The 12,058-nt window shown below is 59.7% G+C and carries 11 protein-coding genes; 6 read left to right on the top strand and 5 right to left on the bottom strand.

Translation table 11 applies throughout. The features are described 5' to 3' along the window. Entirely contained in the window at positions 1-1,269 is a 1,269-nt protein-coding gene (locus GGR28_RS12300; RefSeq protein ID WP_183496102.1) for an aminotransferase class I/II-fold pyridoxal phosphate-dependent enzyme, read from the top strand. On the opposite strand, the gene GGR28_RS12295 is transcribed toward GGR28_RS12300, so the two are convergent. Beyond that, complete coding sequence (locus GGR28_RS12295; protein ID WP_183496101.1) at positions 1,266-2,444, bottom strand: cystathionine gamma-synthase; 1,179 nt, start codon at positions 2,442-2,444, stop codon at positions 1,266-1,268. The two genes, GGR28_RS12300 and GGR28_RS12295, sit on opposite strands and share 4 nt — an antisense overlap. A 162-nt stretch (positions 2,445-2,606) precedes the next feature. Here GGR28_RS12295 and GGR28_RS12290 point away from each other — a divergent pair, with 162 nt between their 5' ends. Then, a complete protein-coding gene (locus tag GGR28_RS12290) occupies positions 2,607-4,724 on the top strand; it encodes an outer membrane protein assembly factor BamB family protein (RefSeq protein WP_183496100.1) in 2,118 nt (705 codons plus the stop codon). On the opposite strand, the gene GGR28_RS12285 is transcribed toward GGR28_RS12290, so the two are convergent. Continuing rightward, positions 4,705-6,318, bottom strand: coding sequence for an ArnT family glycosyltransferase (locus tag GGR28_RS12285; RefSeq protein ID WP_183496099.1), 1,614 nt, complete (start codon positions 6,316-6,318; stop codon positions 4,705-4,707). The genes GGR28_RS12290 and GGR28_RS12285 overlap by 20 nt on opposite strands. Before the next feature lie 39 nt (positions 6,319-6,357). On the opposite strand from GGR28_RS12285, the gene GGR28_RS12280 reads away from it, so the two are divergent. The 3 genes from GGR28_RS12280 to GGR28_RS12270 all read left to right on the top strand — a co-directional run bounded on the left by GGR28_RS12280 (position 6,358) and on the right by GGR28_RS12270 (position 8,398). Then, on the top strand, positions 6,358-6,897 hold the full coding sequence (locus GGR28_RS12280; protein ID WP_183496098.1) for a hypothetical protein: 540 nt from the start codon (positions 6,358-6,360) through the stop codon (positions 6,895-6,897). Between the two features lie 448 nt (positions 6,898-7,345). Continuing rightward, entirely contained in the window at positions 7,346-7,900 is a 555-nt protein-coding gene (locus GGR28_RS12275) for a phosphoribosyltransferase (protein ID WP_183496097.1), read from the top strand. A gap of 6 nt (positions 7,901-7,906) precedes the next feature. After that, a complete protein-coding gene (locus GGR28_RS12270) occupies positions 7,907-8,398 on the top strand; it encodes a GNAT family N-acetyltransferase (RefSeq protein ID WP_183496096.1) in 492 nt (163 codons plus the stop codon). Here the strand turns inward: GGR28_RS12270 and GGR28_RS12265 are convergent. From GGR28_RS12265 to GGR28_RS12255, 3 genes are read right to left on the bottom strand one after another with little or no spacing between them, the layout of a single operon-like run. Continuing rightward, positions 8,382-9,152 (bottom strand): TIGR03915 family putative DNA repair protein, encoded by a 771-nt coding sequence (locus GGR28_RS12265; protein ID WP_183496095.1) that lies wholly within the window; start codon positions 9,150-9,152, stop codon positions 8,382-8,384. The genes GGR28_RS12270 and GGR28_RS12265 overlap by 17 nt on opposite strands. Beyond that, complete coding sequence (locus GGR28_RS12260) at positions 9,149-10,048, bottom strand: TIGR01777 family oxidoreductase (RefSeq protein ID WP_183496094.1); 900 nt, start codon at positions 10,046-10,048, stop codon at positions 9,149-9,151. The genes GGR28_RS12265 and GGR28_RS12260 overlap by 4 nt, the downstream gene beginning before the upstream one ends. Positions 10,049-10,053: 5 nt before the next feature. Further along, positions 10,054-10,332 carry a hypothetical protein gene (locus GGR28_RS12255; RefSeq protein WP_183496093.1) on the bottom strand — a complete coding sequence of 93 codons (279 nt, stop codon included), beginning with the start codon at positions 10,330-10,332 and terminating at the stop codon, positions 10,054-10,056. A 188-nt stretch (positions 10,333-10,520) separates the two neighbouring features. Here GGR28_RS12255 and GGR28_RS12250 point away from each other — a divergent pair, with 188 nt between their 5' ends. Further along, the gene (locus GGR28_RS12250) at positions 10,521-12,008 is read left to right on the top strand and encodes a Na+/H+ antiporter NhaC family protein (RefSeq protein WP_183496092.1); all 1,488 of its coding nucleotides are present in this window, start codon (positions 10,521-10,523) and stop codon (positions 12,006-12,008) included. The last annotated feature ends 50 nt before the right edge of the window (positions 12,009-12,058 follow it).

Genomic DNA, 12,058 nt, shown 5'->3' with positions numbered 1-12,058 from the left:
ATGCTATCTACCAGAGGAGAGAAGAAGGCCAGTGAGCCGCTGCGCCCCGACTTCGCCCTTTTCGACCGGGCAATGGAGAACCTGTACGCACCCGACAAGCCCGACGGGGCAATTACGCTATGCATTGCGGAAAATTTACTGCAGTGGGAGGCGATCCGCGATAAGCTTCGCCAAATCGCTACGACCCAAGCGTGGCCGGACTGGATCGCTGCATATGCCCCCCTGGCCGGTCACCCCGAGTTTCGGGAGTCGGTCGCTCGCTTCGTGAGCAAGCACATTGCGGGAACGGAGTTGAAGGCGGATCATTTTTACGGGTCCGCGGGAGCAACGGCGGTCATCGAACTGACGGCAATGGCGCTAGGCGACCCCGGTGACGTAGCGGTGTTTCCGGCACCGGCTTACCAGGCGTATCTCCCGGACATCAACAGCAAAGCGGGACTGGAACGCTACGACATCCGCGACTACGCCGGTTCGTTCGATGGTCCCTTTCACCCCCTATCCGTTGCGGAACTGGATGGCGCACTATCCAAACTTGGGAACAGGTTCCGAATGCTGGTCCTGACCCAGCCGGACAACCCGACCGGAGCGATCTACTCCAGTGAACAACTCGAGATCATTGCCGACTGGTGCATTGACCATCGCATTCACCTCGTCGTAAATGAGATCTACGCGCTGAGTCAGTTTTCCCGCGACGCCGCCGACATTACCAATACTTCCGCCTATACCTCCTTTTTACCGCTGCTCGAGCGCGCGAACTGTCCCTACCTCCACTGGTGGTACAGCTTCTCCAAGGATTTCGGTATTTCGGGCTTCCGGGTGGGCTTGTTGTACAGCCGCAACGAGGACTTGCGCGGTGCCTATACCAACTTCAATGCGCCCCACCAGATCAGCACCCTCACGCAATGGCTACTGGCGGAATTGCTCGACGATGACGAGTGGGTAACTGCGTTTCAACGCAACAACAAAGCACTACTGACCGAAGCTTACACGACGGTTACCCAAGCACTCGATGCAATCGACGTACCGTACACCCCGGCCCGGGGCAGTCTGTTCGTATGGGCGGATTTCTCCCGCTTCCTGGCTGAAGTCACCCCGGAGAAATCCGAGGCGCTCTGGCGAGATATCTTCGACCACACCGGCGTACTGCTCACGGCACCGGGCGGATTGGGTCAGGCCCGGGCCGGATGGTACCGCATCGTGTACAGCGGGGTAAGTCCGGAAGCACTGCGGGAAGCCATGCGTCGGCTCACAACATTTCTAACTCCCTAGCCAGCTACTCCGACGGCTGCCGCGAGGGCGGTCTCCAGATCCTTTACCAGGTCGTCCGCATCCTCTACGCCGACGCTGAGGCGAATGAGGCTGTCGGTAAGTCCGACGCTCAGTCGCTGCTCGCGGGGGATGCTGGCGTGGGTCATCGAGGCGGGGTGACCGATCAGGCTTTCTACGCCGCCGAGGCTTTCGGCCAGAGTGAAGTACTTAGTGTTCTTCATCACCTGGGTAGCTGCTTCCATGGTGTCCTCCTTCAGGTCGAAGCTCACCATTCCGCCGAAATCACGCATTTGCCGGGCGGCTACTTCGTGGCGGGGGTGATCGGCGAGGCCGGGGTAGTAGACGTTGGCGACCAAGTCGTTGTTCTGCAGCACTTCTACGATGCGCCGGGCGTTCTCGCAGGCCCGCTGTACCCGCAAGTGGAGCGTTTTGATCCCGCGCAGGACGAGGAAGCAATCCTGGGGGCCGGGTACGGCACCCACGGCATTCTGCAGGTAATAAAGTCGCTTGGCCAGGTCTTCATCGCGGGTAACGACGGCGCCCATCACCACGTCGCTGTGGCCACCGAGGTACTTCGTGGCGCTGTGCAGCACGAGGTCGGCACCGAGTTCGAGGGGCTGTTGCAGGTAGGGGCTGGCAAACGTATTATCGACGCAGGTGAGGATGTTCCTTTCCTTCGCCAGGGTGGTGAGTGCCTCGATGTCGACGATATTAAGCATCGGGTTGGTGGGCGTCTCGATCCAGAGCAGTTTCGTTTCGGGCTTGATCTGCTTAGCGAGGGCGTCGGCATCGCGCATATCGACGAAGCGACTCTTAATGCCAAAGGTGCCCAGTACGGCCGTCAATAAACGGTAGCTGCCACCGTAGAGGTCGTCGCTGGCCAGGATCTCGTCGCCGGGCTGGAACAACCGAATGATCGCATCCATGGCGGAAAGGCCGCTGCTGAAGCAGATGCCGTGTTCGCCGCGCTCGATGGCCGCCAGGTTATTCTGCAGGGCGGCGCGGGTGGGGTTGCCGGTACGGGCGTATTCGTAGCCTTTGTGGACTCCGGGAGCTGACTGTGCGTAGGTGGAAGTCTGGTAGATCGGGGTCATTACCGCCCCGGTCTGGGGGTCGGGCTCTAATCCTCCGTGGATACACTGGGTAGCGAAGTTGGCGTGCTGGTCGGCTTTCATACGTGGGGGTTTAGGTCGGATAACGTCTCGCGTGGGGCGGGAGTTGTGGGCCGAAGGTCGGGGCGTTGTACGCCGAGCAGCCGGGCGGGGCCGCAGGTGCAATGCCAATGGGACCGGCGCTGAACGCCGAGCGGAGTCCCCCTAATTACCGATCTTCCGCCAATGACCGCCAGACTTGTCTACTTAACCTGCCTGATCGCCGCGTTCGGCTGTAGCCGGCCCGACCCAGTCGACAACCCAAACGACTGGGCACACTACCTCGGCGACCCCGCCACCACCCAGTACAGCAAGCTCACGCAGATCGATACGTCCAACGTCGCCGACCTGACCGTTGCCTGGTCCTATTCCTCCGGCGACCGCGATACCCTGAATCGAAGCCAGATTCAGTGCAATCCGTTGGTGATCGACGGCGTGCTCTACGGCACGAATCCACAGTTAAAGGCCTTCGCGCTGGATGCAGCAACGGGAGCGGAAAAGTGGCACTTCAATCCTGCCGTATTCAATGAAGAGCTGCTGGGCATGGGGACCAACCGCGGCCTCAGTTACTGGACAGACGGTACCCGGCGACGGATTTATTACCCCGCCGGCTCCTTTCTCTACGCCCTGGATGCGGTGACGGGGCAGCCAGTTCCGGAGTTTGGCGAGAACGGCCGGGTCGATCTCCACACCGGACTGGGGGATGCGGCCCGGGAGCAGTTCGTGATCTCGACCAGCCCCGGCATCATCTACGACGACCTGATCATCATGGGCGGGCGCGTAAGTGAGGACATCGGTGCCGCCCCGGGTCACATTCGGGCCTTCAGTATCCATACCGGGGAGCTGGTCTGGATGTTCCGAACCCTCCCGGAAGGGGCTTCGGGGGGAGCCAATGCCTGGGCGGGGTTGAGCCTCGACGTAGAGCGGGGGTACGTGTTTGTCCCCACGGGCTCTGCTTCTTACGATTTTTACGGAGGCAATCGTCCGGGCGAAAACCTGTACGCCAACTGTGTGCTGGCCCTCAATGCCCGCACCGGAGAAAAGATCTGGCACTACCAGACCGTCCACCACGACCTGTGGGATCGCGACCATCCGGCTACCCCCGTACTGATCACGGTCGAGCACGAGGGCAAAGACCGTGACGCAGTGGCCCAGGTCACCAAGGGCGGATACCTTTTCTTGCTCGATCGCGATACGGGGGAGCCGCTGTTCCCGGTGGAAGAGCGCCCCTACCCCGCTTCCGACCTTGCGGGGGAATCCACGAGCCCCACCCAGCCCATGCCGACCCTGCCGCCGCCCTTCACCCGGCAGGAGCTGACCGAAGCGGACCTTTACCCATTTGATTCCGTCATGAACCGGGAGGCGCGGGAAGTGCTGGCCAAATCCCGCTACGGAGGACCCTTCATTCCGCCGAGCGAGGAGGGCACCATCATGTTTCCCGGCTTCGACGGCGGAGCCGAGTGGGGCGGGGCTTCCTACTCTCCCAGCGACCGGCTGTTCTTCGTCAACGCAAACGAGATGCCGTGGATGCTAAAGATGAACCCCGTACTGGAGCTTTCCGGAGCGGATCCCGGTCGGTCGGTGTACGCCATCGCCTGTCAGGCCTGTCACGGTCCCGATCTCCGGGGCGGTGGGGTATTTCAGAGTCCTTCGCTCCTCGGTCTGGCGCCCCGGTTGGACGTACCGGCCATCACGCAACTTATCCACAACGGGCGCGGGGCCATGCCGGCCGTCACCTGGCTCGAAAAGGAACAGGTAACGGCCGTCGCGGAATGGTTGCTTACCCTTGACGCGGATACTTCAGTGGAGGAGATCAGCGCCTCCATGGCCTCCGGCGATAAAGAAGAAGCAAGTGGGGAAGGAAGCTGGCCGTATCCCTACATTATGGGTGGGTACAAGCGGTTGCGGACGAGCGACGGCCATCCCATTACCTCGCCGCCCTACGGAACCCTCTCGGCCATTGACCTGGACCGGGGCAGCATTCGCTGGCAGGTGCCCCTGGGTGAATATCCCGATCTGGTCGCCCGCGGAATTCGCAACACGGGTTCCGAAAACTACGGTGGTCCGGTAGCGACTGCCGGTGGCGTGGTGTTTATCGCCGCGACTCTAGACGAGAAGATCCGCGCATTTCGGGCACGGGACGGGCAGTTACTGTGGGAGGCTCCCCTACCGGCGGCGGGTTACGCTACCCCCTCGGTTTATGCCGTGGACGGCCGGCAGTACGTGGTAGTCGCATGCGGAGGGGGTAAGCTGGGTACTAAATCCGGTGATCGCTACGTCGCCTTCAGTTTGCCGGCCCGTTGACCGCCGGAGGCGGGACGGGCCGTCGGAAGAACGAAAACCCACCCCGCTGGTAGAGTAATTCCGCATCCGGCACGTCCCCCCGGGCTTTCTCCGTCAACCGCAACGGACTGGAAAAATACAGCGGGTGAGGAATGGCATCGTAGAAGGTTTGCTCCCTTGTGCGTCCACCCTGCTCCTGCGTCACCGCCCCATAGAAGAGTGGCGTGTACGATTTGTACCGGCAGGTACCCAGCAGCACGTCCTGCCCAGCGAAGCTCCGGTAAAATTCTACGGCGGCACCCTGGGTGTACTGTTGGATACGCGGAGCGAATACGGGGAGGGCCACCAGGCAAAACAGGAACATCGCAAGTAGATGCAGGGCGGCGCGCGACCGGCGAGGTGGCTTAAGGTAGGCGTCGACCAATAAGAGACTGGCAACGATCAGCGTGGGCAGGATGGTGTACCACGGCCAGGACACCGGCATTTCCAGGCGCGACGCCAACTCCGAATCGGTCACCAGCGGCAGCCAGTAGGCCATCGTCCATCCGGCAACCGCGATCAGTAGGGCGGCGAACAGGTAAAGGCCCCAAACCGATCGCAGCCCCACCAGCAAACGCTGGGGAAAGAGGGTGTGCGGGCCAGCCGCTGCCGTCCACCGCGCCGCAAACCAAGTGAGCGGAAAGTAGCAAAGACTAGAATAGTGGACGATCTTGGTGCTTACGATGGAAAACAGGATGAGGGTCACCCAGAACAGCATCCGCATACCGCGGTCCGTCGGCGAGCCGTACTTACGGGAGTCGACCAGGGCCGGGAGGGCAAACAGGGCCGCGGGAAAACAGCCGATCAGCAACACCACCACGTGGTAGCCGAAAAATCCGCCGTGCCCGGCATCTTCTTTAGTGAACAACCGCCACTGGTATTCAAAGAAGGCGCGCACGAAATAGCCCCCGTCTTCCTGCCACAGGGCGGTGAGCCACAAGGCAGCCGGTAGCAGGGAGAGCAGTCCGACAAGCAAGTACGCGTACCACGACTTGCCGCGCCGTCGCAACAGCAAACCCAGGGCGACCAGGCCTACGATCAGCGCGGCTACCGGCCCCTTGGTGAGGATGGCCAGTCCCAGTAGCAATCCGCTAAGTAAGATGGTAGGCAGCGAGACGGGCCCGGGGGAAAACAGCCGAACGACGGCCAGCAGGATGAACAGGTTGAACCAGGGGTCGATGATGCCGGAACGGAAGTAGAGGGCGGGCAGAAGACTGCCGGCATAAAATGCCGCCCACCAGTAGCCGATTCCGCGGCGGCGGCCGTAGTAGGCCAGAAAGGAAAGGGTCGCGGCCCCGCACAAAATATTGGGGAAGCGGGCCGCGAATTCGTTGACGCCGAGGGCACGGTAGCTCAGCCACTGCATCCAGGCAAAGAGGGGTGGCTTTTCGTGAAACGGCAGGTAATTGATCGTGGGTTGCAGCAGGTTGCCGGTAAGGTGCATCTCGCGGGCGATCTCCGCGAAATTGATCTCGTCCCAGTCGAACAGCCACAGCTGCCCCAAGCCCCAGGACCAGAGCACACAGATCAGGAGCAGCGCTCCGATTGCCAGGAAGATTTCTTTACCACTATTCACGAAGCTGCGCGTTAGGTAGGTAAAGTTACCGCCTTGCCTATGCTTCGCCTTCTTACCCTGCTCTTGCTGCTGTCCGGTTGTTATGCCGACGAGCTCGAACGGGAAACGCAGCAGGAACCCTTCTTCGATCTGGCCGGCTACATCGACGGGCAGGTAGATAGCCTGACCGCCGGGCGCTCCGCCGTGGAGAAGACCATCGTTCTCAACGGAAATTCCGAAACCCAGACCCTCAGCGACCTGAATTTTGGCAACGACCTGAAGGTGTTCCGCAATGCCGACATCAATAAGCCGGCCTACCTGGATAAGTATCGCACCGATCGCAGGCAAGCGGGGGATACGCTGATCCAGACGTATACCGCAACCGACAGCACGCTGGAAACCCGGTTGCTGACCGTACGCAGTCTGGCCGATCGGCCGGTGCGGATTGACATCGTGCGGCGTACGGGGACGGTGCTTTCCGCCGGCATTCATCACCTGAGGTACGATCCGGCCTCCGGTTACCGGTTGCGCACGGAGCAGCAGAATACCTTTGGCACCGACCTGGATGCGACCATTACGGTCAGCTGGCAAAAAAAATGAGGCAGTGCCACCACAGCACTACCTCAGCCCTAACCAAATAAAACCAAATTATTCTAAGTCACGCAAAAGGCCTTTTGGCATTGCGTTGATTCAAATATATGAACTTATTGTACCAAAGTTCATAACCGAGTCCCAAAAAATTTGAGGGAATTTAATTTTGCCAATTCTGGATGTCGTATAAATATCGTGTTGACTATCTTATTTTGCGGCAAATTTTAAATTGTTCGCCGCATATTTCCGGTGAATACCGATCCGGTATTCCGCACGATGGTTGGTGGTTGATTTTTGAGTAAAATTAAATTTGGATGTAGCGACGCATTGTTGCCTAACCTTCTAAATACCGCGATGGTACATTCGGAGCATTTGTAGCGAAATTCCGCTTTCGAATCAGCGGCAACCGTTTTGAAATCGTAGAACAACCGCTATTTTCAGCCCTTTATCTTGCCGTATGCCCGCAACCGATCGCGTCAAACTTCATGAATTGTACTTTCAGCCCCTCCTGAGTCAGGAAGCCATTCACCAGCGGGTGGTGGAGTTGGGAAAAGAACTGCACGACCGCCTGGACAGCGGCGATCCCAGTTTCATCATCATGCTAAAGGGGGCCTTTGTTTTCGCGGCGGATCTCGTCCGGGCCAGTCGGCTCAGCGGTGAGATCGGATTTGTCCGTACCAGCAGCTACTCCGGCACCGAAACGGAGGGAGAAGTACGCCTCCTGATTCCCCCGGAAGAAGACCTTATTCGGAACAAGGACGTGGTGCTCATCGAAGACATCATCGACAGCGGGCTCACCATGCGGTCCTTCCTGCCGAAGTTGCGGAAAATGTCTCCCCGCTCGATCACTTTGGTCACACTGCTCCACAAACCCCAGGCCCAGCGCGTCGATGTGGCGATCGACCTGATCGGTTTCACGATTGCCCCTAAATTTGTCGTTGGCTACGGCCTGGATTACGACGGACTGGGGCGACAGTTGCCCGCGATCTACCAACTCGAAGAAGCGTACTGACCGACTATGCTCTACCTAAGACCCATTCTCCCGTCCGATAATGCCGCCGTGGCCAGAATTATCCGCACCGTGATGCCGGAATTCAACTGCGTAGGGGAAGGCTACTCGATCAATGATCCGGAACTGGAGGATATGCACACCGCCTATTCCCAGCCCCGCTCGGGCTTTTTTGTCCTCGTCGACGATACCCGGAACGATGAAGTAGTCGGCGTCGGAGGCTATGCGCCCCTCGCGGGCAGCGACGGTACCGTCTGCGAACTCCGTAAGATGTACCTGCTCTCCCAAACCCGTGGAAAGGGCGGCGGCAGGCTGTTGATGGACCGCTGCATTACGGACGCCCGCCGGGACGGATACGCGCGGATGTACCTCGAAACCGTAGCGTCAATGACCAGCGCGGCGGCGGTCTACGAAAAGTACGGCTTCACCCCACTGCCCGGTCCGTTGGGCAGTACCGGGCATAGCGGCTGCGACCGCTTTATGATCAAATCTTTTCGGTGAGGTATTTCCAGTACCGCTTAGGTACGTGCTGTAGATGAAGCTTGATGTTCTTGCGCTCGGGAATGTCGACAGCCCGGAAGTAGGTCTGCCAGAGCTCCTGATAATCCGTCTCTCCCGCCTCCAGCATCTCCGCCGACAGGCTTCTCAGCCGGCCGTCCTGGTTCGAATCGAGGGTGATAAACTCGGCTCGTTTCTGCTCGCTGCTCCAGTGCAGGCCATAGTGGCGGCGGGTATCGTAGATGAGCCATTCCATTGCGGGATAGCGCGCCGCAAAGTGGTCGCCAATTAGGGGCAGACAGTTGAAATCGGGGTTTATCAGCGCGACGTACATACCGTCCCCGGTCTGTTGGAAGCGGACAAAGGCGTGCATCCGGTGCACTTCACGCCCCATCTGTTGCTTCAGCCGTAACACGCGTCTGATCCGTTCGTCGCCGGCATCCTTGCTGACGTCGAGGGCGTGCACGGCCATCTGTCGCCGGACGAAGTGTAAGATCAACCGTTCCACCTCCGGCTGCTCCGTCAGGTATGCGTGACGCAACAGTTCTACGATGCGGTCGTTGCCGCTGCGCTTCTTCAGGCCGGCGATTACGCGAGCAGCGTGTTCCGGATTCGTTTCTATCGGAATCTCCTTGCCGAAAAGTTGTTGCTGAAACCGATCTTCGGGGATGATGTCGGTTACCTCCGCCCGCAACCGAAAGGCTTCGAAGATTGCCGAGAGTAAGCCCGCAAACGTGCCGTCGTAGGTAAAGATCACCCCAGCAGTTGTTCGAGGGCCTGACTTAGTTCGGGGTAGGCAAATCGGTAGCCGGCCGCCTCGATCTTAGCCGCTGAGCAGCGGGTGCTGTCCAGCACGGTATGGCTCATCTCCCCCATGGCAACTTCCAGCGCGGCGGCGGGGGCAGGGACGACGAGAGCCGATTTATTCAGTGCCGGACCCAGAGACTGGGCAAAGGCCTTACTACGCACCGGATTGGGGGCGGTACCGTTGTACACTCCCGTAAGTTGATTTTCCAGAGCGAAGACGTAGATGCCGACCAGGTCTTCGATGTGGATCCAACTGAAGTATTGCTTGCCGTCGCCGAAGTAAGTCGACGTCCTTACCTTCAGCGGGAGGAGCATCTTTTCCAGCGCCCCTTCCTTCGGGTGTAGCACGATGCCGGTACGATTGATGAAAACCGGAATGCCCAGACGGGCGACCTCCCCGACGGATTCTTCCCACAGCACGCACGACTGACTAAGAAAACCGTCGCCGGGGGCGGCATCTTCCGTCAGTAGTTCCTCACCGCGGTCGCCGTAGTAGCCGATGGCACTGGCCGAGAGGTAAAGCTTGGGGGTGATCCCGAGGCGGGCCATGGTGGTCGCTAGGAGACGGGTCGAGCCGGTGCGGCTCTCGATGATCACCTTCTTTCGTTCCTGCGTCCACCGCTCGTCGGCAATGCCGGCACCGGCCAGGTTGATGACATAACCTACGTCCGCAAAGGCCGCGGCGTCGATCACGTCGGTGTTCACGTCCCAGACGAAGGTGGCAAACTCCCCGCCGGGGCGGGCAGTGCGACTTAGGTGACGGACTTCGTAGCCCGCACTACGCAGCTTGCGCGACAGGTGCATGCCCACAAATCCGCTTCCTCCACCAATAAGTACCGTTTCCATACCCATTAGGCGTTGGCGGGTACGAACTCATAGTAGTAGGGGTCGTCGCCGTCCTCCTCATAGGCCAGCGCGAGCTCCCGGTTCTGCATTTCTAGGAAAAATACCTCCCAGGTGACGGGGTTCAGGTCGAAGTCGTCGTTGTTGTCGACTTCTTCGAAATTGATGCGCAGCGGCTGACTGTTGTAGCCGTCCTCTACCTGATCCACCATGGCGGGAAGCCCGTTCCGTGCCGAAGCGAAGGCCCGGATGAGGTTGTGGTCGATGGTTTTAATTGTCTTGGCCATGCTGCTGAAGGTTGTTTTACTCTCTAACCACTGACCGCCCCGTAATTGTTTAGGGGACGCAGCGCGCGCCCGCGCGGACGGACACCGTGGGCCGGAGTAGGTGAATAGCCCGGCAAAATGCTACCTTGCCGTAGCTTCAATTTACGCCTTTTCCGGCTGAACTCCACCCCTAACCTCCCCTTTCGCCCATGGCCGAGCAGCTTGGATTTCTCACTCTCCTCCCGCCGGTGATCGCCATTATACTGGCCATCCTCACCCGGCAGGTGTTCATTTCACTCCTGGCCGGCATCTTTTTGGGCTACGTTATCCTGGCCGGCGGGAATCCGTGGATCGGCTTCCTCGATACCCTGCAGGGGCTGGTCGACGTCTTCGCCGACGCCGGCAATACCCGTACCATCATGTTCTGTGCGCTGGTCGGTGCCCTCATTGTGTTCATGCAGCGCAGCGGCGGGGTGAACGGCTTTATTGCCAGTATCGACCGACGGTTGCGGACCTACGAACAGCAGCGGAGTGGATCCAGTCGGACCGTGGTCCAGCTGCTTGCCTGGATCACCGGCTTCCTGGTCTTTGTGGAATCCAGCATCAGCGTGCTCACCGTAGGCACCCTATACCGACCCATCTTTGATAAGCTCGGCATCAGCCGTGAAAAGCTGGCCTACATTGCCGATTCTTCTTCGGCACCCAGCTCTATTCTCATTCCATTCAACGGCTGGGGAGCGTTCATCATGACCCTGCTGGCCGCGGAGGGCTTCGCCAACCCCTTCGGCACCATGCTGCGGGCACTGGGCTATAATTTTTATGCCTTTGCCGCCCTGGCGCTCGTGCCCGTCGTTATCCTCACCGGCGTCGAGTGGGGCCCCATGAAGCATGCCGAGCGGCGGGCGCGGGCGGGTAAATACCTCAACGACGGTGCCCAGCCGGTCGTAGACGAGTCCCTTACCAGCGTCGAGGCCAAGGAGGGCGTAACGCCGCGCGCCTTCAACATGGTCGTCCCGATCGTGATTATGGTTATTTGCATGCCCTTCATGCTCGCCTATACGGGGTGGGCCGATGCCCGCGAAATAGTAGGAACGGGCGGGGGCGCGGGAGCAATGATCTTTCAGGCCATCGGCAGTGGGAGTGGATCTACGGCGGTGCTTACTGCGGTGACGATTTCCATCCTGGTGTCCATTGCCAGCTATAAAGTGCAGGGCATATTTGGCATTCGGGAGTCGGTGGATCTGGTGCTGAAGGGCATTGCCGGCCTGATTCCGCTTGCGCTACTCATGCTGTTGGCCTTCGCCATCGGGGCGCTCTGTAAGCAGCTCGAAACCGGTATCTACGTTTCCGAGCTGGCACGGGGCTGGTTGTCTCCCGGGCTCGTCCCCTTTCTCGTGTTCGTCGTTACCTGTTTCATTGCCTTTAGTACGGGAACCAGTTGGGGCACCTTCGCCATCATGATTCCGATCGCCGTACCGATGGCCCGGGAGATGGACGCCAATGTGCTCATGGCCATTGCCGCCGTACTGGGTGGGGGCGTCTTCGGCGACCACTGCTCCCCTATTTCGGATACGACCATTCTATCGAGTCTTGCCTCCGCGACCGACCACATCGATCACGTCAAGACGCAGTTGCCTTACGCCGGGCTTGCCGGGGGGGTGGCGGCGGGGCTGTACCTGATTTTGGGCTTACTCTGAGCTGATCGCGAAATTGGATTGGAAGCGGTCGGACGGCTTAATCCGTCGGA

This window comes from Neolewinella aquimaris (assembly GCF_014197245.1).
In the GTDB taxonomy this organism is placed as follows: Bacteria; Bacteroidota; Bacteroidia; order Chitinophagales; family Saprospiraceae; genus Neolewinella; species Neolewinella aquimaris.
The sequence above is the reverse complement of the archived record's forward strand: the minus strand, read 5'-3'. Positions and strand labels throughout refer to the sequence as shown.

Coding starts and splice junctions, on each gene's coding strand:
- GGR28_RS12260 (WP_183496094.1), bottom strand. CDS start 10,048: ATGGAAACGGTACTTATTGGTGGAGGAAGCGGATTTGTGGGCATGCAC.
- GGR28_RS12255 (WP_183496093.1), bottom strand. CDS start 10,332: ATGGCCAAGACAATTAAAACCATCGACCACAACCTCATCCGGGCCTTC.
- GGR28_RS12295 (WP_183496101.1), bottom strand. CDS start 2,444: ATGAAAGCCGACCAGCACGCCAACTTCGCTACCCAGTGTATCCACGGA.
- GGR28_RS12275 (WP_183496097.1), top strand. CDS start 7,346: ATGCCCGCAACCGATCGCGTCAAACTTCATGAATTGTACTTTCAGCCC.
- GGR28_RS12300 (WP_183496102.1), top strand. CDS start 1: ATGCTATCTACCAGAGGAGAGAAGAAGGCCAGTGAGCCGCTGCGCCCC.
- GGR28_RS12250 (WP_183496092.1), top strand. CDS start 10,521: ATGGCCGAGCAGCTTGGATTTCTCACTCTCCTCCCGCCGGTGATCGCC.
- GGR28_RS12280 (WP_183496098.1), top strand. CDS start 6,358: ATGCTTCGCCTTCTTACCCTGCTCTTGCTGCTGTCCGGTTGTTATGCC.
- GGR28_RS12270 (WP_183496096.1), top strand. CDS start 7,907: ATGCTCTACCTAAGACCCATTCTCCCGTCCGATAATGCCGCCGTGGCC.
- GGR28_RS12290 (WP_183496100.1), top strand. CDS start 2,607: ATGACCGCCAGACTTGTCTACTTAACCTGCCTGATCGCCGCGTTCGGC.